The following is a 25,793-nucleotide window of genomic DNA, read 5'->3' on the forward strand; positions in this document are numbered from 1 at the left end:
GTCCGCCGCTAACTTCATAAGAGCAAGCTCTTAATCCATTCGCTCGACTTGCATGTATTAGGCACGCCGCCAGCGTTCATCCTGAGCCAGGATCAAACTCTCCAATAAAGTTAGTTTGTCTAGCATCTAAAATAAAAATTGACGTTTCACGTTGTTTGTTTCGTTCAGTTTTCAAAGAACTGCTTAGTCGCTCATTTGCGACTTCCTTATGTTAACATCTTCGTTTTTCGATGTCAACTAAGTTTTTTAATTTCTTTTTTATCGTTTTCTGCGTTTCCGCATCAGCGACGGTTATTAATATATCATGCAGTACATATATGGTCAATACTTTTTACAAAAAAATTTCACATCCCGTTAAAAGTTTAAAAACATGTTTCAAAAATCATTATAATTTCCCTTCCTTCTGCATTTCATATCTTATCACTTTACCATATTTCTGTACGATAGAAAATTCTAAATTTTATGTTATATTATTGTTATAGGAGCGTGGTGAGAATGAGCATTAAGTATTCAAACAAAATCAATAAAATCCGGACCTTTGCATTAAGTTTAGTATTTATCGGCCTCTTCATTGCATACTTAGGAGTCTTTTTCCGTGAGAACATTATTATTATGACAACATTTATGATGGTTGGCTTTTTAGCTGTTATCGCTAGTACAGTCGTTTATTTTTGGATTGGTATGTTATCTACTAAAACTGTACAAATTATTTGTCCAAGCTGCGATAAACCTACAAAAATGCTCGGTCGTGTCGACGCATGTATGCATTGCAACCAACCTTTAACAATGGATCGAAATCTAGAAGGAAAAGAATTTGATGAAAAATATAATAAGAAGAGCTATAAATCATAGGTACATATGATTACCTAAAAAAAATATAGCCTTACAGGGCTAAACATTAAAAGGTGATTTCTTGGTTAAGAAATCACCTTTTGTATTTATCCTTAATTAAATCCTCCACTGAACATTTTAACTCCTTCTGAACCTAACGTAATTCCCATATATAATAAAGAAAGAGGCTGACGTAAATCCGTCAGCCTCTTTCTTTATTATATATTACGCCTTATGACACTCTGGACAAACGCCATAAATTTCTAAGCGATGACTATTAATAACGAAGCCTGTTGTTTTTGCAGCTTCCTCTTCAAGTTGTTCCAAACCTCCATAAGGAAAATCAACAATTTTACCACATTTTTCACAAATCACATGATAATGTTGACTTGTAACATAATCAAATCTACTTGAAGCGTCTCCATAAGTTAATTCCTTTACAAGCCCAACCTCTTTAAATACACGTAAGTTATTATAGACAGTTGCAACACTCATATTTGGAAACTTACCTTCTAATGCTTTATAAATATCATCCGCTGTTGGGTGCGTCATTGATTCCACAAGGTACTCTAAAATAGCATGACGCTGTGGAGTAATGCGTACACCCGTATTTTTCAGCATTTCTAGCGCTTCTTTTAATTCTTCTTTGACCACCGTCATGCACCCCGATTCTATACGGATTATTATTTTATAATTCTTATAAAGAGTGTACTCCTTTTCTTATAAATCGTCAATATTTCTACTATAAGTATGTGGTTTATTTTTGTATATAGCCTTATTCTTATGTATCTTTCCCTATTTTTTATGCATTTACAATAGAAAAAAAGTGCGACATAATCGCACTTGGAATACTATCATCTGAGGAGGTATGCCCTACACTTCACTTTATGTAAGACAATAAAATATGTATAGACACTCGCCTTACTTCTATATATTTTATCTCCACAATGGATTTAGTTTATATAAGAAAGAACATCTTCAATATGTCCCTTCACTTTCACTTTACGCCACTCTTTTACAAGCTCACCGTCTTTATTAATAAGGAATGTAGAGCGCTCAATTCCCATGTACTCTTTCCCAAAGTTCTTTTTCAATTTCCAAACATCGTATAATTCTGCTACTTTATGATCCTCATCTACTAAAAGTGTAAATGGAAGTTCATGCTTCTCAATGAATTTCAAATGTCTATTTGCCGAATCCGGACTCACTCCAAGAATAACCGTGTCCTTCTCTTGAAATAATCCATATGCATCTCGAAAATCACATGCTTCAGTTGTACACCCTGGAGTCATATCTTTCGGATAAAAATATAGAACTACATTTTTACCACGAAAATCAGCCAAGCGAACTTGTTCCCCGTTACTTCCCTCTAATGTAAATTCTGGAGCCATTTCTCCTACTGTGATCATTGTTATCACTCCTACTCTTTTCTTTTACTATAACAAATGCTTCCTTATTTTTCATTGTCTGTTACAGACCTCATTACAAAAGCAAACGGTAATGTATATCCAATTAGCGCTTCTCCAATCGCAATCCATCGCCCAATTCCAATCGGAGATATGTCACCATATCCAACAGACAATAAAGTAACTGCGCTAAAATATAAACAAATTTCAACGAGTTGAAAAGAGTGAGCGTTTAAGCTTTCTCCATCCTCTTTCAAAACTGCAAAACCCATTTCCTCTAATACAACGTAACTTAATCCAAATGCAATCAATACTGTTGTATAAATCAAAAATAATGTAGCTAAATTATACAGCGAAAAAAAACGCGTTGAATCTGAATAGGAACTCCATAACAATTGGACACTCCTCAAAATAGCAATTGCTGCAATTAATAGAATAAATCCCCATAACATGTCCTCCACCTCATTTTATATGTATGAGACAGCCATTAGATTTATCCCTTAGAAACAAACGAGCTTTTATAATTAATTCCCTGCACCACGGTACCTTTTTACCCCTTGGTTCCAAAGAGTAATTGCAATTGTAAAACAGATAACACCAACGAGCGGTGTTGCAAATGCATAGCTATTCCACTCTGTTTTTCTTAAAAAGTACGCTGCTGGATACACTCCGACAAACGCAAATGGTAGGACAAACGTTAAAATGAAGCGAATCACACGGTTATAAATATTAACAGGATAGCGGCCATAATTCCCTATGTTATACATTAGCGGCATAATCGAACTTTTCGCGTCCGACCAAAAACCAAGACTTGCAAGCGTAACAAATATCCCTCCGTATACAAGTGCGCCCCCTCCTACCATCAACAAGAATAAGAAGATATCGTACCAGTAAAAAGATAATTGCAACTCCACTGCTGCGTAGCCCATTACAATCATTCCCGTAATCGCTCCAATTAAAGATTCAAGCTCCATTCTTTCTAAAATAATTTGAAATAAACTATGAATCGGTCTCGTTAATATGCGATCCATTTCTCCTTTAATAATGTAACGATCATTAAAGTCCCATATGTTAAAGAAAGCTGAGAAAATGGCAAACGGCACTAAAAAGAAACCATAAATAAAGATGACTTCTTCTCTACTCCAACCTTTTAATGCTTGCGTATGTCCAAACACAACGAGAATAAAAATTAAATTAACAGCCTGTAGTGATAAATCAGAAAGTAATCCAACGATAAAATCGCCCCGATACTCCAATTTTGTTTTTATATATTGGCTTGCATATTGCAAAAATAGTTTTATATATATCATCTCATCATCCCCCTTGTACAATTAGACGTTTTCTCGCCGTTCTCCACATGAGTACAATTGGAATAATAAGTACAATTGCCCAAATTACTTGGAATAATAATGCCTCATACAATTTACTTCCTTGTATACCTTCTGAAAAAATCATACTCGGAATATAACTAATGGCCTGAAACGGTAAAAACATCATTGCCTTTTGGGCCCATAACGGATAAAAACTAATTGGTAATAATAGACCTGAAAACAAATCAATAACAACACGTTTTGCATACATAATTCCGCTATTATTAAATAAGAAGAATGTGAGCATTCCCGTCATTAAATTAATTTGTGTATTAATAATAAAACTAAATATTAAAGATAAGAAGAAATATAACCACGTTTGAAAGTTCGTTGTAATTTGCAATGAAAATAATAAGGTAACGATGACCATACCCGGAATTGAAAAGAAGACAAAGCGAAATATTCCTTCACCAAGACCTTGCATCACTTTCATCCCTAAATAGTTATATGGACGTATCAGTTCTACCGCTACACGTCCTTCTTGAATCTCCATCGCAATTTCCCTGTCTATATTATTAAAATAAAAAGCACGTGCCATCCACGCAATTGCGATATACGTAGTCATTTGCGAAATAGATAAACTTTCAATATTCTCTTTTCCGCTATAAATTGCTTGCCACAAAAAATAATATGCGCCGATATTAATCGTATAAATTAAAATCCCGCTATAGTAGTTTGTACGATACGCAAGCATCATTAAAAAGCGAATTCGAATCATTTCAATGTACTTACCCATGTTTAATACCTTCCTCATAAATGTTACGAATAATTTCCTCTGTAGACACTTCGTTAATTTTTAAATCTTTAATTTGAAAGGCTTGTACCACTTTAGAAATAAGCATTGAAATAATAACTTCTTCATTCGGTATTTTGGCAATCCACGCGTTTTCCTCTTTCGCTTTCGACCAAACGACATGACTATCTGGCATAACCATTGATAAATCCTGATAAGAAACTGGTGCGACAAACTGAAAATGTATTTCTTTCTCTGCTCCCCACTGCGTACGAAGATTATTTAAAGAACCGTCATACATAATATTGCCTTCATCCAGCATGATAACGCGCTCACATAAAGCTTCAATATCAGTAATATCATGAGTTGTTAATAAAATCGTTGTTTTATAACGTTCATTCATTTCTTTTAAAAATTCACGTATTTTCAATTTCACAAGTACATCTAACCCAATTGTTGGTTCATCTAAAAATAATAACGGCGGATTATGAATTAATGCCGCCGCTAATTCACAACGCATTCTTTGACCTAAAGATAGCTTTCGAACTGGCTTATCTAATAAAGGACCAATATCTAACGTTTCGATCACGTGCTCCATATGTTCTTTATACTGAGCGTCTGATACACCGTACACTTTTTTTAATAAACGAAACGATTCTTGTACCGCAATATCCCACCAAAGCTGTGAGCGTTGTCCGAAAACAACACCAATCGTTCTTACAAATTCTTCCCTCTGCTTATGCGGGTTCATCCCGTTTACTAAAATGTCTCCTGATGTCGGAGTCAAAATCCCCGTAAGCATTTTAATTGTCGTTGATTTACCAGCACCATTCTCACCGATATATCCAACCATTTCACCTTGTTTCACAGTAAAAGATACATCATTTACTGCTGGCACTATTTTATAATTACGATTTAATAAATCGCGAAATGCACCCTTTAAACCTGGACGACTTGAATAGGCTGTAAATTCTTTACGTAACCCTTGTACCTCAATTACCGATTTCATAACCGGACCCCCTTCCTAAATGTCACAACGAATAGTTTACCCAACTGCCTTCTCTATCACAAACAATACGTCTTTTCGAAAAACATGTTAGAATAATACATAGATTTTTGTAAGGAGATGAATGGTAGTGAAATTCACAAAATCAGAAGCATTACATAAAGAAGCTTTAGAACATATCGTTGGCGGTGTTAATAGTCCTTCTCGTTCTTTTAAAGCAGTTGGTGGCGGCGCTCCTGTTGCTATGGAACGTGGAAAAGGTGCTTATTTCTGGGATGTAGACGGAAATAAATATATCGATTATTTAGCAGCATACGGTCCTATTATTACTGGACATGCTCACCCGCACATTACAAAAGCAATTACAACAGCTGCTGAAAATGGTGTACTTTACGGAACTCCAACAGCGCTAGAAGTAAAATTTGCAAAAATGTTAAAAGAAGCAATGCCTGCATTAGATAAAGTCCGCTTCGTAAACTCTGGTACTGAAGCTGTAATGACAACAATTCGTGTCGCTCGCGCTTACACAGGCCGCACAAAAATTATGAAATTCGCTGGTTGTTACCACGGTCATTCTGATTTAGTACTTGTAGCAGCTGGATCTGGCCCTTCTACACTAGGAACTCCTGACTCAGCGGGTGTACCACAAAGTATCGCTCAAGAAGTTATTACCGTTCCATTTAATAATGTAGAAACTTTAAAAGAAGCATTAGATAAATGGGGACATGAAGTAGCAGCTATTCTTGTAGAACCAATCGTTGGAAACTTCGGTATTGTAGAGCCAAAACCTGGCTTCCTTGAGAAAGTAAATGAACTTGTTCACGAAGCTGGTGCACTAGTAATTTATGATGAAGTTATTACTGCTTTCCGCTTCATGTACGGTGGTGCTCAAGACTTACTTGGCGTAACACCAGACTTAACAGCGCTTGGTAAAGTTATTGGCGGCGGACTTCCAATCGGTGCTTACGGTGGTAAGAAAGAAATTATGGAACAAGTTGCCCCTCTTGGACCTGCATATCAAGCTGGTACAATGGCAGGAAATCCTGCTTCTATGGCATCTGGTATTGCTTGTCTAGAAGTTCTTCAACAAGAAGGGCTTTATGAAAAATTAGATGCACTTGGTGCAATGCTTGAAAAAGGAATTTTAGAGCAGGCTGAAAAACATAATATCGATATTACATTAAACCGCCTAAAAGGCGCTTTAACTGTATACTTCACAACAAATACAATTGAAGATTACGATGCAGCACAAGATACAGACGGAGAAATGTTCGGTAAATTCTTCAAGCTTATGCTGCAAGAAGGAATTAACTTAGCACCTTCTAAATACGAGGCATGGTTCTTAACGACAGAACATACAAAAGAAGATATTGAATATACAATTGAAGCTGTAGGTAGAGCATTTGCTGCTTTAGCAAACAATAAATAATCCCGCCATTAAAAGGAAAAAAGAAAGCACACCTTTCTTTTTTCCTTTTTTCTATTTCATAAATTCCTCATTAATAGTATAATTATTCATAATTATCTGTTTAATTTTATTTTATATCCTTACTATCTTTGTATACAAGGCTGCTCACGCCTCAAATAGTAAGATTATTCAAACTTTCATAAGAGGGGGGATTGACGGATGCTCAATAAAACAAACACATGGACACCGTCTTTATTTCGAGATTACAAAAATGCGGAACACGATGCGTGTGGAATCGTTTCCGTTATGGAGAAACGAAAAATTCCTACAAAAGAAAATATTGACCTTTGCATACAATCGCTCGTCAAAATGAATCATAGAGCTGGTTTCATTAATGGCGAAGGCGATGGAATCGGTATTCACATTGATGTACCAAAATCACTTTGGAATGAAAAATTAAAAAGTAGCGGATATAATCCAACGATCGTGGATCATCCCCACTTTATCGTTGGACATTTTTTTCTAAACAAAAACGAAAATATAGTTAATTTAAAAAATCATATTCGTACACAACTAAACAACGAAAACTTTGCAATTCTTTTCGAAAGTGACAATGTAATAAACTCCGATGCACTCGGTCCACTTGGTAAACAAGAAGAACCTTTATTTTGGCAAGTTGCTCTTATCGCAGAAAATGAAGTTGCAAATATTGATCAAACATTATTTACAGTAACGATAAAAATAGAAGAAAATGAAGCGATTCATGTTGCTTCCTTAAGTCGTGATCACGTTGTATATAAAGTTCTCGGTGCTGGGGATACACTTGTTGCCTATTACAATGATTTACAACACCCACTTATCGCTTCAACTATGACACTAGGACATAATCGCTATTCTACTAATACATTATCTAACTTCTTTCGTGTACAACCATTTAGTATCCTCGGACATAATGGTGAAATTAACACAATTGCAAAATTACGCGATCAAGCTGAAATGATTCATGTTCCACTTACTGCTGGGGGCAGTGACTCCCAAGATTTAAACCGCACCTTAGAAACCCTACTTGTTCAATACAACTACAGTTTATTTGAAGCAATGGATATACTATTCCCGCCAATTATTAATGAAATTAAACTTTATGAACCACATTTACAAGATTTATATACGTATATACGTGAAGCATGGGGCCATTTTGCACAAGGTCCAGCTGGCATTATTTCACGTTATAAAGATGAAGCTGTTTTCAGCGTGGATTCCCTCGGGCTACGACCAGTATGGAAAGTAGAGACAGAAAGCTCTTATATTTTCTCTTCTGAACCTGGAGTTGTATCCCCAACTGAATATGTAGCAGAACCAAAACCACTCGCTCCAGGGGAGAAAGTCGGACTAAAGTGGAATGAACAAGATGAGCTTGTTCTTTATGAATATGACAAATACCAAGCTCAAGTATATGACCGTTTTAAAAAACGAGTGGATACTAAAGATTATCATTTAAACTTATCTACCCCTGAAACGAAAGAAATCCAAGGATTATGTGATTCTATGCAAGTTGACACAAAACAATACGTTGCTTTCGGATGGGATCGTGAACATATTCAGCTTCTTGAACAGATGGCAACAAAAGGTGTTGAACCAATTCGCTCACTTGGGCATGACTCACCACTCGCTGCACTTGATACTGATAGACGGAATATCGCTGACTTCATTAAGGAAAGTGTAGCTGTTGTTACAAATCCAGCAATCGATCGCGATCGAGAAGTTGAACACTTCTCCACACGAACGATACTTGGCAAACGTCCAAGTTTATTGGCTGATGCTAAACAGCCATTTGTAGTTGAGATGCTTTCCCCAATCATTTTAGAAGGAAGTGTAGCACAATCTATTGTAGAAGAATTACACACAATTACGTACGAGCAACTTATACAACTATTCAATACTCATAGCTCTATCGCTACAATCTCTGCTACATTCACTCAGGCAGAAACTTTACAATATGCCTTAAGTCGAATTAGCTCTGAAGCGATAACAGCCGTGAACGATGGAGCTTCCCTATTATTAATAGACGATGCTGATGCTCACCTAAATGGACGATTATGGATTGACCCGCATTTAGTTACCGCGAAAGTACATCAAGTATTAAGCGAAAATAAATTACGCCGAAACTGCTCTCTCGTTATACGTTCGGGTGCCCTTCGCTCCTTACACGATATCGTCACACTGTATGGATTAGGAGCAGATAGTATTAATCCCTATTTATTATTTGCAACCGTAAATGATGGGACAAAAACACCAATTATGAATTTATACAATGCACTTAATAAGGGACTGGAAAAAGTCATTTCAACAATTGGAATTCATGAATTGCGTGGTTACGGTCGCCTCTATTCTTCTATTGGATTACATGAGGAAATCGCAAATATATTGCAAATTACAAATTTCTTAGGTTCAAATGATTTAGCTTTTTCTCTTGAATCACTTGCTGAAGATGCACAAATGCGAGCGAACGATTATAACAATCCTAAAGTTAGAATGCGAAAATCTTTTCATATATTCCCACGAATTTGGAAAGCAATCGGCGATGTTGCAAAGGGAAACTCTTATGATGATTACCGTGAAAAATTAAGTGAATTAGAAGAAAATAACCCAATCGCAATTAGACATCTTGTTCAAACGAAAGAAACAAAACATGTCGTTCCGGCTGAAGAAGTGTCCATCAGTATTCAAAATCATGATTTACCATTTATTATTAGTTCCATGTCATTCGGCTCTCAAAATGAAATTGCCTTTCGTGCATATGCAGAAGCGGCCGACCAGCTAAATATGATTAGCTTGAACGGTGAAGGCGGCGAAATTAAAGATATGATTGGAAAATATCCACATACACGTGGACAACAAGTTGCATCTGGGCGATTTGGCGTAAACGCCGAACTACTAAATTCATCAAACTTAATTGAAATAAAAATCGGGCAAGGCGCAAAGCCTGGTGAAGGTGGACATTTGCCAGGTTCAAAAGTAACAGCCAAAATCGCCGAAGCACGTAATGCAACAATTGGCTCAGATTTAATTTCACCTTCGAACAACCATGATATTTATTCCATTGAAGATTTAGCTCAAATGATTACAGAAATTAAAACGGCTAATCAACTTGCGAAAGTAGCTGTAAAGGTTCCTGTTGTCCCTAATATTGGAACAATTGCTGTTGGCATCGCAAAAGCTGGTGCTGATTTTATTAACATTAGCGGATTTGATGGTGGTACAGGTGCTGCACGTATTCACGCATTGCAGCATGTAGGCCTTCCTGTAGAAATTGGTGTGAAAGCCGCTCACAATGCTTTATTAGAAGCAAATATGAGACATAACGTAGAAATTTGGGCTGACGGTGGTATTCGAAGTGTGAATGATGCCTTAAAAATCATGCTTCTTGGGGCAAATCGCATTGGATTTGGTACATTATCCATGATTGCAATCGGCTGTACAACTTGCCGCGGATGTCATTTAGATACTTGTCACGTTGGAATTGCAACACAAATTGAATCTGAAGCTCAGGCGAAAGAACACGGATTACGCCGCTTCGTCCCGCGCGAACTAGAAAGTGCCGTGGCTGGATTATTACATTTATTCACTACTTTTGGCGAAGAACTAAAACGATTAACAGGAAATCTTGGCTATACAAATTTACAAGAAATTGTCGGACGTTCCGATTTATTAGAGCAAGTTAGAGGCAAAAAATTATTAAACTTATGTAATTTACTACAAACGATAGAACATCCATCTGTTACAAACACGGAACAGATGCCTGAAAAACAATTTGAAACAGTTCATTCCCCTCATTCAAAAGAATTAGTAGGCGTTGGTGTAGAGCAACGCGTTATGGGCGGTCTAGAATCTTGCTATCGCGTTCGTAGTAAATTATATGAAGATACAAAACTTGAACCACTTACATTAAAGTATACGAATGGCTCGATTCCTGGAAATGGATTAGGTGCTTACAATAGTGAAAATTTATTTATACATGTAAATGGCGGTGCACAAGATGGTATTGGTAAAACCTCCTTTGGTGGTGGTATTTATATAACGAAAGCAAAAGGAAAAGATGACCTATATTATAACGGTTCTGTCGGAAAAGGTTTTGGATACGGTGCACAAAAAGGAGCGTTATACGTTCAAGGTAACGCTGATGCTCGCGCTGGCATTCGTCTCTCTGGAGCAGACATGATAATTGGAGGGCGCATGACGAAGCCACTCCGAGAAAAAGAGCAAGGGAATATAGGCGCATACTCTAATATTAAAGGTTTTGCTTTTGAATATATGACAAATGGGCGAGCGCTTGTTTTAGGGGATCCTGGCCCATGGATCTGTGCTGGTATGACTGGCGGCGTTGTTTATTTACGTCATGATTCAAGCTTAGGTTTAACAGAACAGGCCTTAAAAAGAAGAATCGCAAAAGGAGCAAATGTTACATTACAACCAATTAGTAAAAATGGTGTGCAAGATGTGACCGAGTTATTACTAGATTATATCCGTGTATTAAATGAACATGAGCAATATGAAGAAGTTGCTTTGTTAACACCGTTACTCGATGATATGCAGCAACAGTTTTTTGAAATCATTCCGAAAAAAGAGCAGGCTGATCCATCTATCTCAACAGAGTGATATGCCTATTTTTCATCTTCAAGAAAAAAAATTGACGAAGTACACTTCTCATAGTAATCTATAGTAACAATTTGAAACCTGCTGAAATTCAGCAGGTTTTTTTACTAAAAATTGATGTTTCAAAAGAATTAGGAAAAAGTATAAAATGAATCTTAATTTCTTATTAACGTCACTAAAATATCACTTGCTAACATATTGTAATGAATGTATAGTATCATGTTGTACATTCATTATGACAAGAGAAAGGATCTTATTTAGGGTATGAAACTTGGTGCTCGCATTTTAAAAACGGGTATTGCCATCACACTAGCTTTATTTGCTTGTATTTTACTTAACTTACCGAGTCCGGTATTTGCGGGAATCTCAGCTATCTTCGCTGTTCAACCGTCTGTATACCGTTCGTATTTAACTGCACTTGAACAAATTCAAGCAAACGTCATTGGTGCGGTATTCGCTATCGCATTCGCTACTGCTTTTGGACATAATCCTTTTATTATTGGATTAACATGTATATTAGTAATTGCTCTTACATTGCAATTACGATTAGAAAACACAATATCAATCGCTTTAGTAACTGTTATCGCTATTATGGAATATCAGGGTGAAGATTTCTTTAGTTTTGCCTTACTTCGATTTGCGACGATTATGGTTGGTATTATTGCCGCTTCACTTGTAAATTTAGTATTTATGCCGCCAAAATACGAAACAAAGCTATATCATCGCATCGTTGATAACACAGAAGAAATTGTAAAATGGATTCGAATGAATAGCAGGCAAGCTTCGGATTTTACAACGCTAAAAACTGATATTGATCGTATGAAAGAAAAAATGATCAAATTAAACCATTACTATTTGCTGTATAAAGAAGAAAGAAGTTATACGAAAAAAGTACAGTTCGCAAAAATTCGTAAGCTCGTTTTATTCAGACAAATGTTAGCTACGACAAGCCGTGCTTTAAGTACGTTAAAATCATTACATCGTACTGAAAACGAACTGCGCTATATGCCAGAAGAATTTCAGGAATCTATCCAGAACGAACTTGACTCATTAACACATTATCATGAACAAGTTTTATTAAAATTTATTGGTAAAGCAAAAAAACAACAATCTGTTGAAATGCTTGATGAGGTTGAAACAGGTAAACAAGAATTAATTGATATCTTTATGGAATATCAAAACAAAGACGATGAAGAAGCATATAAAACATGGCTACATCTCTTCCCTCTTATTTCTGCCATTATTAACTATAGTGAAGAAGTAGAGCATTTAGATTTACTTGTGGATAGCTTCTACACATACCATAAACCAGAAGCAGAACTTAAAATCGATGATAAAAAAGAAGACGAATAAAAAACAGCTCCTTTTACGCTAAAGGAGCTGTTTCTGTTATATGTTGAAGTTGATATAAGTTGTAATAATATCCTCTTTTTTTCATTAATTCTTCATGAGAACCTGTCTCTTTAATTTCACCATCTTCAATGTAAATAATCGTATCCACATGCGTAATCGTCGCCAATCGATGTGCAATTATAATTGTCGTTCGATCAGCAGCTAACGTCTGAAGCGCCTCTTGAATATATCGTTCATTTTCTAAATCTAAAGCGGAAGTCGCTTCATCTAATATAAGTAATGATGGATTCTTTAAAAACACTCGTGCAATCGCTACACGTTGCCTTTGACCACCAGATAACTTCACACCACGTTCCCCAACGACAGTATCATAACCATCAGGTAACTCTATAATAAAATCATGAATTTGCGCAGCTTTGGCAGCTGCAATTACTTCTTCCTCTGTAGCTTTCGGATTTCCATATAAAATGTTCGCCCCGATTGTATCGCTAAATAACAAATTATCTTGCAGTACAATTCCAATATGACTACGTAAATTTCTCATATCATACTTTCTGACATCTATCCCATCTACATACACTGCGCCTGAAGAAACATCATAGAAACGCGGGATTAAACTAGCAAGAGATGACTTCCCTCCTCCACTCGCTCCTACAAGTGCTACCTTCTCTCCTGGTAACATAGTTACCGAAAGGTTATGTAATACCTCTTTTTCATCCGCATTGTAACGAAAAGATACATTATCAAATATCACTTCACCATTTAATTTTTTCGTTTGTACCGCACTTGGCACATTCACAATATCGTATTTTTCATCTAATAGTTCAAACACTCGGTCCATCGATGCGAAAGACTGCGTTAATGTCGTAGATGAATTAACAAGGCGGCGAAGCGGACTATACAAACTATCCATATATCCGACAAAAGCAACCATAGTCCCTAATGTTAACTGCCCCTGAATCACTTCATATGCTGCAAAACCAATTACAAGTAACGGCCCTAAATCTGTTAACGTATTTACTGCCGAAAATGTTCTCGCCGTCCAACTCGTATGCGTTAACGCTTTCGTCAAAAATTCATTATTTCTTTTTTCAAACTGCTTCCCCTCATACTCTTCTAATGCAAAGCTACGTGTCACTTGCATCCCTTGAATACGTTCATGTAAATATCCTTGCATCGTTGCTAACGCTTGTGAACGCTCCTTCGTCAATTTACGAAGACGCCCGAAAAAATATTTCACTGCTACTACATAAATAGGTAAAATTAATAGCGCAACAAATGTCAATTTTATATTCATAGAAAACATAACAATAATAGCGATAGCAATTGTTGCCGTATCTAACCAAACATTCATCAAACCAGTAATTACAAAGTCCTTCGTTTGTTCTACATCATGAATGACACGTGAAATAATCTCCCCTGTTTTTGTATTCGAATAATAGCGTAAACTCAACTTTTGTAAATGACCAAAAATATGTTTTCGCAAATCATATAGTATTGTATTTGCGATACGCTGCGCAAAATATTGACGATAATATTCAATCGGTGGTCTTAACACCGCAAAAATAAAAAAAGCAATCCCAATCGCTGTTACTAGTTGGGACGTCTTATCTTGAAGTGACCCTCCGCCCTGAATGACATCATCAATAATATATTTTAATAACCACGGCATAATAAGCGGGATGCCGAATTTAACTAGACCAATCATAATCGTAATAGCAATAAGCCATCGATATGGTTTAACAAATTGCAAATATCTTTTTATACCTTGCACATAATCCCCCCTCTAATAGGACAAACCTGCGGGGAAATCCCCTGCAGGTTTGTTTTAATTTCTGTACATTAAATATCTCTCATACCACATATCTACAAAGTCTGGTGCGAATGGCCCTTTTCTTTGATGAATCCATTGTGTTAGTTGTGCTACATTTCGTTTTAAAATCGTATCAATTACAGGTGGATATTGCATAATTTGACTATGTTTTTCATACTCATCTTCATCTAAAAGCGTATATGTCATATCTGGATACACTTTAATATCTAAATCATAATCAATATACTTTAATGCTTCAGAATCATATGCAAAAGGTGAGCTTAAATTACAATAATAATATACTCCCTCTTCTCTTAACATTCCAATTACATTAAACCAATAGTTTGCATGAAAATAACAAATTGCTGGTTCACGAGTAATCCATGTTCGGCCATCTGATTCCGTCACTACTGTACGATCATTTGCTCCGATCACAAGACTTTGTGTCCCTTTTAAAATCGTTGTCTCTTCCCACATTCTATGAATGGAGCCATTATGTTTATAACTATGTATTTGTACTTTTTCTCCTTCTTTGGGAAATCCCATATATGCTCCCTTCCTTCAACTGCAAATGCCCTTTGAACTGCATTCACTTTTTTTCTATTATAACTTTTTTGTCGAAATTTTAAAACTAAAGCGATAAGACTCTATATTTTACACTGAATACGATATCCTTAATCCTATTAAGAAACAAGGATCTTCGCTTAACATTTTATAAAGGAAGAAATGAGAATAAAAAAAGTCCTTCCTCATTTCCATGTAAAGAAGGACCTTTCACCTAAAGGTAACGATATATCTTATCCTAAATTTGAAATCATTTTTTCAGTTTCAAAAGATTGAATCACACTATTTGTTTGCTCTTCAAATTTCTCATGTAATAGCTTGAGCGCTAATTCTGTTCTATATATTTCTTGGCGAATAAAATGTAATTCCTTTTTATCGCACGTATCCTTTTCGCTCATTTCAATTTGCTGATACTTCTCTAGGTGAGCTTGTAACTTCAACAACTCATCCATCGTTTCCAATTGCTCTCCTACCAACTTATCAAAATCGTTCATTACTTACCCCCTTTTGGACTTATTTATCATTTATTATTCCTCATTACATATTTCTAATCTTTAACTTCCTTCTCCTTTGACTACATTTGTTGACTTATTAGAAGTTATGTCGTTCGCTTTATTTTCATTACCAAGACCCATGCACAAAGAAAACACTTCTCCCGAATTAGAGAAGTGTTTTTCTTTCATTACTGATTTGAACTAGAAGATTGTGATTGTTTTGCAGCTGATTGTGCATTTTGTTTTTTCACAGCATGCACGTCTGTTTCAGTTGCAAATTCAGTACCATAACTAGCGTTTGCACTTTGTGCACCAGAAGCTTGTGCTTTCTTTGCTTCTGATTGCGCGTTTGCTTGTTTTACTGCTTGCACATCTGTTTCAGTTGAAAACTCTGTACCATAACTAGCATTTGTACTTTGAATGCTAGCACCAGAAGTTGCCTTGTTATAACCTTGTTGTTTTTTACTCATCTTTCTCACCTCCACAACCAATAATGTAACCAATTCACTTAGAAGCTATCCGTGATTTTCTTTTTTTAATCTCCGTATATATCTCTTGTCACTCATTCAAACTATAGAAAATGGAGGTGGAAATATGTATATCGGACGCGATATGACTGAACTAACGATGATTTCAAAAAATGAGTGGAAAGAAGATGAATTGGCTTATTTTCATCATTCATTACAACAGATTCTGCCGTATTTAAATGCAGAAGGTCAAAGTATCTACAAAGAAATTGTAATAGAAATTGAATCAAGAGGCGGCTTACAAGAAGGTGATGCTAGTTGGACTCATGGGACAAAAATTTCTTACGATTAAAAAAGTGTTCCCACCTGGGAACACTTTTTTTGTTTATCCCGCTTTAATGGGCAGTAAGACCCCCACCTCAAAATGCAGCGAAAGAAAAGAAGTAAGGTGGGGGTCGAGCTGCCCATTAAAGTCCGATTGGTGAGGGCTAATCATCAGTGGGGGATGAAGAAAACCCCCACTGATTAAAGTTTCACTTTATTGCATTGTAATTTTCTCAACACAATTCTCATAAATTGTACGATGCGATTTAGAGAAAGGTAACTGCTCAAATGCTTCTTTCGATACAAATTTCAATGTATCTGTTTCAACGATATCACCAGTTACTTTTCCGTAAAATACGAATATATCCCATGTGCGATGTGTAAATGTATGTTGTACATTCATTGCGTATTCATCAATAGAAATCGAGAGCTCAAATTTTTCTTTCATATAATCTGTAAGCTGTTCTTTCTGACTTCGAATCCCTTCGCCAAGTTCAATATTCGGAAACTCCCACATGTTAGCTAATAAACCGGTACTTGGACGTTTATTAATGACGTAACGACCATCTTCAGTTTGAAGTACTCCTGCAACGATCGGTACCATCGTAGGGGCTTTCGCTTTACTTTTTACTGGTAATTCCTTTTGAACACCTTCAGCATATCCCCTGCAATGCTCACGTACAGGACAAAGTAAGCATGCTGGATTTTTAGGAATACAAATCAGTGCTCCTAATTCCATCAAACCTTGATTAAAATAAGATGGATTTTCAGCCGAAATAATTTCACGCACAATCTCTTCAAACACTTTTCTCGTTTTCGGTTTTGCAATGTCATCCCATACTGATAAAATGCGAGATAATACACGCATAACATTTCCGTCAACTGCCGGCTCTGGTATACCATATGCGATACTTAAAATAGCACCTTTTGTATAGGGACCGACTCCCTTTAATTTCTCAATCTTCTTTACATCACTTGGCACAATCCCGCCATATACTTCTTTTACTTCTTTTACGGCTGCATGTAAATTTCGCGCTCTAGAATAATACCCTAAACCTTCCCATGCTTTTAACACTTCTTCATCATCAGCATTTGCCAAAGCTTCTAGAGTAGGAAACTTCCCCATGAAATTTGCGTAATATGGTTTTACAGCTTCTACCCTAGTTTGCTGCAACATAATTTCCGAAACCCAAACACGGTATGGATCTTTATTTTTACGCCACGGTAAGTCGCGTTGCTCTTTTTCAAACCAACCAATTAAATCATTTTGAAACTGCTCTATGTTAAAATTATTTAATATTTCAAGTGTCAAACTTGGTCCCCCTCATTTTTTTGCATATAAGTACTATTATAAAGATTTTAGGAAAAAATTTAAGTAAGATGACATAGGAAATAGAAGGCAAAGGACTTGAGGTATCGAATAAAAAGAGTTACATTAATAAAAAACGGAGGTGGATTTCTATGGACACAGCCACTCACCTTGTTATGGGCGTTACTCTAGGCAGTTTGGCCACGTTAGATCCAGCCATAGCACAAAGTGATATTGGGCCACAAGCAGTTATGCTCGCTACAATTGCCGGCTCCAATATTCCTGACATCGATACAGTTTTAAAATTGCGTAATAACGCTAAATATATAAGAAATCATCGTGGGATTACTCATTCCATTCCTGCAGTGATTCTTTGGTCTTTCCTTATAAGTGGCATCTCTTTCGCCTTCTTTTCAGACGCTCCATATTTGCATCTACTACTTTGGTCCTTTATTGCCGTCTTTCTTCATGTCTTTGTAGATATTTTTAATGCCTACGGTACACAAGCATTACGGCCCTTCACAAAAAAATGGGTAGCGCTCGGCATCATTAATACATTTGATACCGTCATTTTCTTTATCCATATACTCGCAATTGCTTGTATGCTCGTAGGTTCCCATAAAGGATATACTGCCTTAGCAGCGTATATATTAATGATTGTTTACTACATCGGACGGATTATGATGCATAGAAATATAAGAAGTGTTGTACAAAAACGTTTCAAAAATGTTGAGAAGATAATCATTTCTCCTTCTTATCGATTTTATCATTATCATTTAGCAGTCGTTACAACCGATTATTACTACGTTGCTAGATGGCATCGTGGTAACATTATGATCTATGATAAGTTCGATCGGGTACCGTTCCCAGATAATGCTATTATGCGCGCAGCTAAACAAGATGAAAACATCTCAGCATTTTTATCTTTCTCCCCTGTATATCGCTGGGACATTTTCGATTATGATCATTATTATGAAGTTCGATTCATTGATTTGCGATATCGTAGTAAAGACTATTATCCATTCGTTGCGATCGTTCAACTCGATCATAATTTAAATATTATTAGTTCCTATACAGGATGGATTTTTAGTGAAGAAAAACTTCGAAAAAAACTGGAGTTACTTCCACATTAAAAAAAGCGACTTCAGTCGCTTTTTTTAATGTTTCAAATGATCTTCTTGATTGATTAGATGGCTATATTTCGGATTATTTGTACGCATTTCATGAAGGCGTCCTCCATGATTATTAATCCATGATCGCACAACTTGTTCAGTCATTTCTTCTCCTTGATAACGACCTGATTTCGCATAAGTCGTTTGAAAATCTTCCCACAGTAATTCAACCCAAGCACGCGCTTGTGCGTAAGAAAGCTTGTCATTTTTGTCTAATAGTTCTTTCGTTAATGCTTCATAAATATCATTCATGTTCTAGTCTCCTTTACCTAATTATCCCTTCATTTCTAAAGGATAGTTTCTTCTATTTTGCACATTCTATAATTGATACTTCTTCAAGAGGTATCAACTGATGATGAGGAGGGCGTTCGCAATGGGTAAACAAGCCGAATTTTGGTCTGAGTCAAAAAACAACAGCAAAATCAACGGTCAACCGAAAGCGAAATCACGCTTCGCTTCGAAACGACCTAACGGCACAATTAACACGCACCCACAAGAACGTATGCGTGCTGCAAATCAGCAGGAAGAGTAGTAACAAAGTAACTTAACTTCCTACACGAGGTGATAAAGATGAGCTACCGTGATCGCTTAGATAGTCGTTCTGAATTATTTAACCATACGTGGACTCGTCCGAAACATGCAAAAGCGCAAGTTAACGGACAGACGCAACAAACCCAGTCTCTCATTATATTGGCGAATGAATGTAAAAAACGCCAATTTTAGAATCTCCTATCTCCTGTAACGCCTACCAAAGATGAAAACCAGAGAGATATTCGCTCTCTGGTTTTTATTTTTCTTGCAATAAAGAAATCGGTATTCCAATCTCTTCATTATCATTTTGCTTATGTCCCCAAGCAAATACCCCATTGAAATACGTAATTTCAAATAATATACCAGGTTCTTCTACTAATTCATACGTTTCACCAATATGGAATTTGTTTATGTCAGTCATATAAGCGCGAGCCATTGCTATCTTTCGCATTAATACATCGAACTCATTTACAATTCCAAGTTGCTCAGCTTTTATTGCTTGCTCTTTCAAAACCCCAATTTCTTCCCTTAGCTCATATGGTGTCATTTCACTGTAGCGTTTTGGCATATTCATTTTATTCCCTCACCCCTCTTCGCGTTTCATTTGCAAAAATATCTCTATCTCATCAATAGAGAATCCTTTACGATATAACGCTTGTTTCATCTTATTTTCAAATGTCCATCCATCATACTTCTTATATTTCTCATAGTATTTATTCCCATGATAGTGTAACGCTTCTTGTTGCTTTTCGTCATCTTTTTCGTCTTTCAATTCTTCCAAACAAATTTGAATCACATCTCTAGAATATCCTTTACGAACAAGCATTTCGTCTAACTTTAGCTTCATTTGTAAAAAGGAATGCTTTTGATAAGACTTTTTCTTCTTTTCTATAAGAATTAAAGCATTCTCAATTTGCTTTTCCTTTGGATATTCTTGTAAACTATGCGTAATAATTAAATCCTGAATACCTTTATTTAACAACTCTCTTTTAATAACCGTTGGACCTTTTCGATTCACATTACTTTGCGTTCTCGTATATAAAATAGCATACTCTTTATCATTAATATATCGGTCATGTAATAATTTCGAAACGACTTCAGAGATGATGGCTTGTCCTACTTCTTTTTTTCGTAAGAAATCTTCTATTTCTAGTTTCGTTCTCATTTGATAGGATAAATAGGAGATTGCTTGTAAATATGCTTTTTGTACCTCTTCATTGTACAAAATATTTCCTAACGCTATTTCATCAATTTCTAAGCCTTTTTGTAATCCGTGTTTTATTAAGATTACTTCGTTCACACTAAATCCGTATTCTTCCCCTTGACCTTTATCGATATAAATATTAAACCGTTCTTTCGATCGTTTTTGCACTTCTATTTTTGTAATGACAGCCATACTCTCACCTCTCTATTATTTTAACATAGTCGAGGAACGTTTTTGCTTTTCAAGAATATATATAATGAGGAGGAAATAATTGTGAAAATCGCAATTTCTGGTGGTACCGGCTTTATCGGCACATACCTTTCTACTTTTTTTATTCAAAAAGGATATACGGTTTACATTCTCACAAGAAAAGAAACTACTGAAACTTCTCACCCTAACCTTCAGTATGTGCAATGGACACCAGATTTGCAAACCTTCCCCCTCTCTTCTATTGATGTAGTTATTAATCTAGCTGGAGAGTCTATTAATAGTAGATGGACAAAGAAACAAAAGAAAGTCATTTTAAACAGTAGAATTCAAACAACAAAAGGACTCATTAAACAATTGCAGGCACTCCCTACAAAACCACACACATTTATTAACGCAAGTGCAATTGGATACTATGGAACGTCTGAAACCGAGTCTTTTACAGAACAGCATGTGACTCCTGGAAATGACTTTTTAGCAAATACAGTATATTCATGGGAACAAGAAGCATCTAAAGCACGTGCTCTCGGAATACGGACAATCTACGCAAGATTCGGAGTTATATTAGGTCCAGACGGAGGAGCCCTTCCCAAAATGCTACTTCCCTATCAATTCTATATCGGAGGTACAGTTGGATCTGGAAATCAATGGTTATCATGGATTCATATAGACGATGTCGCTTCCATGATTGATTTCATCATACACAAAGAAGAAATTGATGGACCGCTTAACATTACAGCTCCTGATCCTATAAGAATGAAGGAATTTGGAGAAATCATTGCAACTATAATAAAAAAACCTCATTGGTTACCTGTCCCTTCATTTATGCTTCGTGCTTTATTAGGCGAGATGAGCATACTTGTACTAGAAGGGCAACATGTATTACCTAGTAAAGCAATTGAGTATAGGTATCAATACACATTTCCGTCAATAGACCATGCATTACAAAATATACTTTCGCATACAATGTAGTACTTCTAAAACACAGTTTTACAGAGGGCCCTTTCAAAACTTTTATTTTCTAGCATCCGGAGCATTATTACACAAATAATCTTTCAGTTACTTTCCCTTACATTCCATTAACATTATAAAGTAACAGAAATGAGGTACCTATGAAAATATTGCTCAAACAAGCCATTGTCTATCCTATTACATCCCAAAAATTTCAAGGGGATGTACTCGTTATAGGAGAAAAAATTGCTGAGGTCAAGCCTTCCATTCAACCTACTCAAGATATGACAGTTATAGACGCACGTGCTCTTCATCTCTTACCTGGATTTATTGATGTCCATACCCATCTTGGTCTCTATGATGAAGGTACTGGTTGGGCTGGCAATGATGCAAATGAAACGTCTGAAGTTTCAACACCACATATCCGTTCTTTAGACGGAATCCACCCTTTGGATATTGCATTTCAAGATGCGGTACAAAATGGAATTACAACTGTTCACGTTATGCCAGGAAGTCAAAACATTATCGGTGGTACGACTTGTGTAATAAAAACAGCTGGAACTTGTATTGATCATATGATTATCCAAGAACCTGCTGGTTTAAAGATTGCCTTTGGAGAAAATCCTAAAAAGGTCCATAGTAATGGCACAAAAGAGTCCATTACGCGTATGGGAATTATGGGATTACTTCGGGAATCATTCTATGAAGCACAGCACTACGGGCATGAAGCTGATTTTCGAATGCTTCCTATCTTAAAAGCATTACGCCGTGAAATACCCGTACGTATCCACGCTCACAGAGCAGATGATATTAGTTCTGCTCTACGCTTTGCAACAGAGTTCAATCTTGATTTACGTATTGAACATTGTACAGAAGGACACTTTATTGTTGAAGAACTTTCAAAACACAATTTGAAGGTTTCAGTTGGCCCCACGCTTACACGCCGTTCTAAAATCGAACTAAAAAATAAAACATGGGATACTTACCATATATTATCAAAAAATGGAGTGGAAGTTTCCATCACAACAGATCACCCCTATACACCCATTCAATATTTAAATGTTTGTGCTGCTGTCGCAGTAAGGGAAGGATTAGACGAAAAAACTGCACTAGAAGGAATCACTATATTTCCAGCGCGAAATTTACGTTTAGAGGATAGAATTGGAAGCATTGAGGCTGGAAAAGACGCTGATCTTGTGCTCTGGACCCATCATCCTTTCCATTATTTAGCCAAGCCTGTACTAACTATGATTGATGGAAAAATAATTTACAAAAAAAATAAAAAAAACTAGTTTATTTTTTTGACTAGATAAAGTATTATACGATTATAAACTGAATGAAACCATAATCAATTTGTGTCGTGATTATCATTTTCAAATTGATGAATGGGGAAGGCAAATGGTGCGCCACCAGCGTTAGAAACTGGTTCTAGTGGGTTCGATTCCCACCCCGAAATTTTTTAAAGATTGATATAAAAATTTCGAGGGTGGGGTGTTTTTTCGTCATGCTACCCTCGTGTGAGGAGGAGTTAGTATGTTGAAAAAACGCGACTTACACGACAGCCACGTTCTATACGAGTTAATGGTGGATCCAGCTGTCTTCCCTTTTGTGCGTCAAAAGGCTTATTCTTATGAGGAATATTTATTTTTAACGAAACAAACGATTGAAGCTGAAGAGCGTGGGGAATTAATTTCACGCACAATTTTAGATGAATGGGGTAACCCTATCGGAACAATTACTTTATTTGATGTGCAAGAAAAAGCCGGATTCCTTGGAACATGGCTTGGCAAACCTTATCACGGAAAAGGCTACAATAAATTGGCAAAAGATTCATTTTTTAGCGAACTTTTCTACGAGTTAGATATTGAAACGATCTTTATGCGTATTCGCAAAATAAATATTCGTTCTATTAAAGCTGCAGAAAAATTACAATATGTAAATCTAGCAAACGAAACAAGAAAAGCCGTTTATGATGAAATTAACGCAAATGAAGAAGTATATAACTTATATGAAATTCCAAAAGATCAATATACACTTGCTACAATGCGAGATACAACGTTCCAAGATTCTCATCACTTAAAAGAAGCATAATCTAAATTTTCAGAAATAATAATTAACCATTAACATTTTGATATATACGTATATCACCCCATGTCTCTGGAAACGATAGATAGTAACTTTAGGACACGAGGTGATTTGTAATGGATAAAAAGAAACGTGATAAAGCAAAAAACGCATTATCTAGTACACAAGAAGTTCTTTACCAACGAGAATTTCGTAAAGCAGATCGCGCAGCGGGTTATCGCTCGAAAAGTATTTAAAGTGAGAATGAATAATTAGAAGTTCTCCCCCCTAATTATTCATTCTCATTACATATTTTTTCTACGTGATAGAGTAGAAAAAAGGTTCCTTATAAATAAGGAACCTTTTTTCTGTGGATAACGTTATCCACAGAATTGATAGAATTGTTAATAAATTATACAAACCCTTCACCAGCTTTTATGTTGTAGCGCACATCAAATGTTAGAATTGTGGATATTTTTCTAAAAATTGTGGATGATGTGGATATAGTTGTTAATATTCCGACTTTAATGTTTAATAAATACGCAATCTTCATGTGGATAAGTCTTTATCTTCGAAAATAATAAAGAACCCTCTTTAAACATACAAAAGAGGGTTTCATATTAAGTAAATGATTGTGCAAGAGCAGGTGATTTAATAGGTATATGATTCGGTTCTACATGGTTTTCTGCCAAAATTGTATCCACAATATGATCAGCTGGCTCTGGACGATAAATGCTTTTCATCGCTTCTTTCATTTGAAGAAGCCTCATATCATCTTGTAATAACGCCTCTGTTTTTGCAAAAACCTCACTATCATCACGAATGACAACTGCAGCCCCTTTTCTTTCAAAGTACATCGCATTTTCATTTTCTTGTCCTGGAACAGGCTTATATAAAATGACAGGTACTTGCAATGCTGCCGCTTCACTTAACGTAATACCGCCTGGCTTTGTAATCATACAAGAAGTAACGCGGAATAGTTCATCAATATTTTCTACATAACCAAATACTTTTAATGCATCAGGATTTTTTTCCTGTAACCCTAACAAATCCTGTTTTAACGCTTCATTTTTCCCACAAACGACAACTACTTGTAAATCAGGTACTGACATAAATGATTGGCATAGTTCTTTTACACTTCCTAATACTCCATGAGCACCTGCTACAATTAGTAAAATCTTTTTATTCTTACATAACTGATATTTATTATATATAATATCTGAATTGATCTTTAACTCAAAACTACTACGAATCGGAATTCCAGTTTCAACAATTTGCTCCGCAGGCACACCAATATCAACCATAACTTTTTTTACGTGATCAGTTGCTACAAAATAACGATCTACTTCCCGATGAATCCATATTTTGTGCACACAAAAATCCGTTAATACGTTATACACAGGAATTGAAATACCTGTTTGCTTTTTTAATTCTGGTACAGCTATAATCGGAAAAGTATTAATAACAATATCCGGTTTCTCCGCTTGTAAAAGTAATTTCAAACGTTTTCTTCCAAAATTAGCATACCAAGATGCTATTTTTTTATCATAAATTTTTTCTACGCCATAATAAAACAAGCGGTACAATTCTTTTCCTATTGTATAACTTTTTAAATATAAATATTTTGTAATATCGGTTATAACCGGATGTGATTCTCCGAACAAATCGCATACAATTACATCTTTAATTCCTTTTTGGCGAAATGTTTGTTCTAATGTTTTCGCTACTTGCACATGACCGTTTCCGTAATGTGCAGTTAATATTAAAACCTTGGGGTTTTTTATCAAACAAATCCACTCCTAGCTTATTGTTTCTCCATATTGCATATACGACAATAGGAAAAACATTTTCCTTAAAAATTACATAAACAGACTCTAATATTTCTCTTTCAGCTATGTACCTGTCGTGGATATGCAAAGCATATAAGATTGAC

The 25,793-nt window shown here is 35.9% G+C and carries 27 protein-coding genes and 1 rRNA gene; 12 read left to right on the forward strand and 16 right to left on the reverse strand.

What is annotated here, in order from left to right; genetic code table 11:
• Positions 1–108, reverse strand: a 16S ribosomal RNA gene (locus tag RCJ96_RS20945); the annotation flags it as partial.
• Between the two features lie 387 nt (positions 109–495).
• On the opposite strand from RCJ96_RS20945, the gene RCJ96_RS20950 reads away from it, so the two are divergent.
• The gene (locus tag RCJ96_RS20950; RefSeq protein WP_000025063.1) at positions 496–852 is read left to right on the forward strand and encodes a YgzB family protein; all 357 of its coding nucleotides are present in this window, start codon (positions 496–498) and stop codon (positions 850–852) included.
• 204 nt (positions 853–1,056) lie between these two features.
• Here RCJ96_RS20950 and perR read toward each other — a convergent pair whose 3' ends face one another.
• The 6 genes from perR to RCJ96_RS20980 all read right to left on the reverse strand — a co-directional run bounded on the left by perR (position 1,057) and on the right by RCJ96_RS20980 (position 5,349).
• Positions 1,057–1,485, reverse strand: a complete 429-nt coding sequence (gene perR, locus RCJ96_RS20955) for a peroxide-responsive transcriptional repressor PerR (RefSeq protein ID WP_000237831.1) — start codon at positions 1,483–1,485, stop codon at positions 1,057–1,059.
• Between the two features lie 299 nt (positions 1,486–1,784).
• Entirely contained in the window at positions 1,785–2,240 is a 456-nt protein-coding gene (gene bcp / locus RCJ96_RS20960; RefSeq protein WP_074608205.1) for a thioredoxin-dependent thiol peroxidase, read from the reverse strand.
• A 44-nt stretch (positions 2,241–2,284) separates the two neighbouring features.
• Positions 2,285–2,689 carry a potassium channel family protein gene (locus tag RCJ96_RS20965; RefSeq protein WP_000964351.1) on the reverse strand — a complete coding sequence of 135 codons (405 nt, stop codon included), beginning with the start codon at positions 2,687–2,689 and terminating at the stop codon, positions 2,285–2,287.
• Positions 2,690–2,761: 72 nt separating this feature from the next.
• A complete protein-coding gene (locus RCJ96_RS20970; protein WP_000639354.1) occupies positions 2,762–3,547 on the reverse strand; it encodes an ABC transporter permease in 786 nt (261 codons plus the stop codon).
• A gap of 4 nt (positions 3,548–3,551) precedes the next feature.
• A complete protein-coding gene (locus RCJ96_RS20975; protein WP_074608204.1) occupies positions 3,552–4,343 on the reverse strand; it encodes an ABC transporter permease in 792 nt (263 codons plus the stop codon).
• A complete protein-coding gene (locus RCJ96_RS20980; protein WP_000843646.1) occupies positions 4,336–5,349 on the reverse strand; it encodes an ABC transporter ATP-binding protein in 1,014 nt (337 codons plus the stop codon). Before RCJ96_RS20980 ends, RCJ96_RS20975 begins: the two co-directional genes overlap by 8 nt.
• 121 nt (positions 5,350–5,470) lie before the next feature.
• Between RCJ96_RS20980 and hemL the strand changes: the two genes are divergently transcribed.
• The 3 genes from hemL (at position 5,471) to RCJ96_RS20995 (ending at position 12,760) form a co-directional block, all read left to right on the forward strand.
• Positions 5,471–6,775 (forward strand): glutamate-1-semialdehyde-2,1-aminomutase, encoded by a 1,305-nt coding sequence (hemL, locus tag RCJ96_RS20985; protein ID WP_416504610.1) that lies wholly within the window; start codon positions 5,471–5,473, stop codon positions 6,773–6,775.
• Positions 6,776–6,973: 198 nt separating this feature from the next.
• A complete protein-coding gene (locus RCJ96_RS20990; RefSeq protein WP_416504609.1) occupies positions 6,974–11,410 on the forward strand; it encodes a glutamate synthase-related protein in 4,437 nt (1,478 codons plus the stop codon).
• 261 nt (positions 11,411–11,671) lie between these two features.
• Entirely contained in the window at positions 11,672–12,760 is a 1,089-nt protein-coding gene (locus RCJ96_RS20995; RefSeq protein WP_000765785.1) for an aromatic acid exporter family protein, read from the forward strand.
• Positions 12,761–12,773: 13 nt separating this feature from the next.
• On the opposite strand, the gene RCJ96_RS21000 is transcribed toward RCJ96_RS20995, so the two are convergent.
• The 4 genes from RCJ96_RS21000 to RCJ96_RS21015 form a co-directional block, all read right to left on the reverse strand.
• Positions 12,774–14,534 (reverse strand): ABC transporter ATP-binding protein, encoded by a 1,761-nt coding sequence (locus RCJ96_RS21000; RefSeq protein ID WP_074608200.1) that lies wholly within the window; start codon positions 14,532–14,534, stop codon positions 12,774–12,776.
• Positions 14,535–14,588: 54 nt separating this feature from the next.
• A complete protein-coding gene (gene ntdP / locus RCJ96_RS21005; protein ID WP_000506628.1) occupies positions 14,589–15,119 on the reverse strand; it encodes a nucleoside tri-diphosphate phosphatase in 531 nt (176 codons plus the stop codon).
• A gap of 251 nt (positions 15,120–15,370) precedes the next feature.
• Positions 15,371–15,631: a YgaB family protein gene (locus RCJ96_RS21010; protein WP_000997582.1), complete on the reverse strand. Its 261-nt coding sequence runs from the start codon at positions 15,629–15,631 to the stop codon at positions 15,371–15,373.
• Positions 15,632–15,819: 188 nt separating this feature from the next.
• Positions 15,820–16,101: a gamma-type small acid-soluble spore protein gene (locus tag RCJ96_RS21015; RefSeq protein ID WP_000039045.1), complete on the reverse strand. Its 282-nt coding sequence runs from the start codon at positions 16,099–16,101 to the stop codon at positions 15,820–15,822.
• Between the two features lie 124 nt (positions 16,102–16,225).
• On the opposite strand from RCJ96_RS21015, the gene RCJ96_RS21020 reads away from it, so the two are divergent.
• Positions 16,226–16,450, forward strand: coding sequence for a hypothetical protein (locus tag RCJ96_RS21020; RefSeq protein ID WP_000275431.1), 225 nt, complete (start codon positions 16,226–16,228; stop codon positions 16,448–16,450).
• 186 nt (positions 16,451–16,636) lie between these two features.
• Here RCJ96_RS21020 and mutY read toward each other — a convergent pair whose 3' ends face one another.
• On the reverse strand, positions 16,637–17,734 hold the full coding sequence (gene mutY / locus RCJ96_RS21025) for an A/G-specific adenine glycosylase (protein WP_000171405.1): 1,098 nt from the start codon (positions 17,732–17,734) through the stop codon (positions 16,637–16,639).
• 149 nt (positions 17,735–17,883) lie between these two features.
• Between mutY and RCJ96_RS21030 the strand changes: the two genes are divergently transcribed.
• A complete protein-coding gene (locus RCJ96_RS21030; RefSeq protein WP_000379131.1) occupies positions 17,884–18,864 on the forward strand; it encodes a metal-dependent hydrolase in 981 nt (326 codons plus the stop codon).
• Between the two features lie 24 nt (positions 18,865–18,888).
• On the opposite strand, the gene RCJ96_RS21035 is transcribed toward RCJ96_RS21030, so the two are convergent.
• The gene (locus RCJ96_RS21035) at positions 18,889–19,155 is read right to left on the reverse strand and encodes a YfhJ family protein (protein WP_000998157.1); all 267 of its coding nucleotides are present in this window, start codon (positions 19,153–19,155) and stop codon (positions 18,889–18,891) included.
• A gap of 121 nt (positions 19,156–19,276) precedes the next feature.
• Between RCJ96_RS21035 and RCJ96_RS21040 the strand changes: the two genes are divergently transcribed.
• On the forward strand, positions 19,277–19,435 hold the full coding sequence (locus RCJ96_RS21040; protein ID WP_098000943.1) for a small, acid-soluble spore protein K: 159 nt from the start codon (positions 19,277–19,279) through the stop codon (positions 19,433–19,435).
• Positions 19,436–19,473: 38 nt separating this feature from the next.
• Positions 19,474–19,626 carry a YpzG family protein gene (locus tag RCJ96_RS21045; protein ID WP_000122093.1) on the forward strand — a complete coding sequence of 51 codons (153 nt, stop codon included), beginning with the start codon at positions 19,474–19,476 and terminating at the stop codon, positions 19,624–19,626.
• Between the two features lie 64 nt (positions 19,627–19,690).
• Here the strand turns inward: RCJ96_RS21045 and RCJ96_RS21050 are convergent, their stop codons facing one another.
• Together RCJ96_RS21050 and recX are read right to left on the reverse strand one after the other, a co-directional pair.
• On the reverse strand, positions 19,691–20,008 hold the full coding sequence (locus RCJ96_RS21050; protein ID WP_001057035.1) for a YfhH family protein: 318 nt from the start codon (positions 20,006–20,008) through the stop codon (positions 19,691–19,693).
• Positions 20,009–20,017: 9 nt separating this feature from the next.
• A complete protein-coding gene (gene recX / locus RCJ96_RS21055) occupies positions 20,018–20,830 on the reverse strand; it encodes a recombination regulator RecX (protein ID WP_000268517.1) in 813 nt (270 codons plus the stop codon).
• A gap of 81 nt (positions 20,831–20,911) precedes the next feature.
• Between recX and RCJ96_RS21060 the strand changes: the two genes are divergently transcribed.
• From RCJ96_RS21060 to RCJ96_RS21075, 4 genes are all read left to right on the forward strand, one after another.
• Complete coding sequence (locus tag RCJ96_RS21060; RefSeq protein WP_242304619.1) at positions 20,912–21,817, forward strand: TIGR01777 family oxidoreductase; 906 nt, start codon at positions 20,912–20,914, stop codon at positions 21,815–21,817.
• A 140-nt stretch (positions 21,818–21,957) separates the two neighbouring features.
• Positions 21,958–23,088: an amidohydrolase gene (locus RCJ96_RS21065; protein ID WP_000698303.1), complete on the forward strand. Its 1,131-nt coding sequence runs from the start codon at positions 21,958–21,960 to the stop codon at positions 23,086–23,088.
• 241 nt (positions 23,089–23,329) lie between these two features.
• Positions 23,330–23,887, forward strand: a complete 558-nt coding sequence (locus RCJ96_RS21070; protein ID WP_000914738.1) for a GNAT family N-acetyltransferase — start codon at positions 23,330–23,332, stop codon at positions 23,885–23,887.
• A 110-nt stretch (positions 23,888–23,997) separates the two neighbouring features.
• Positions 23,998–24,117 carry a YfhE family protein gene (locus tag RCJ96_RS21075; RefSeq protein WP_000358480.1) on the forward strand — a complete coding sequence of 40 codons (120 nt, stop codon included), beginning with the start codon at positions 23,998–24,000 and terminating at the stop codon, positions 24,115–24,117.
• Positions 24,118–24,480: 363 nt separating this feature from the next.
• Here RCJ96_RS21075 and RCJ96_RS21080 read toward each other — a convergent pair whose 3' ends face one another.
• Positions 24,481–25,647, reverse strand: coding sequence for a diglucosyl diacylglycerol synthase (locus RCJ96_RS21080; protein ID WP_000594713.1), 1,167 nt, complete (start codon positions 25,645–25,647; stop codon positions 24,481–24,483).
• Between the last annotated feature and the right edge of the window lie 146 nt (positions 25,648–25,793).

Source organism: Bacillus sp. BSL6, assembly GCF_052928345.1.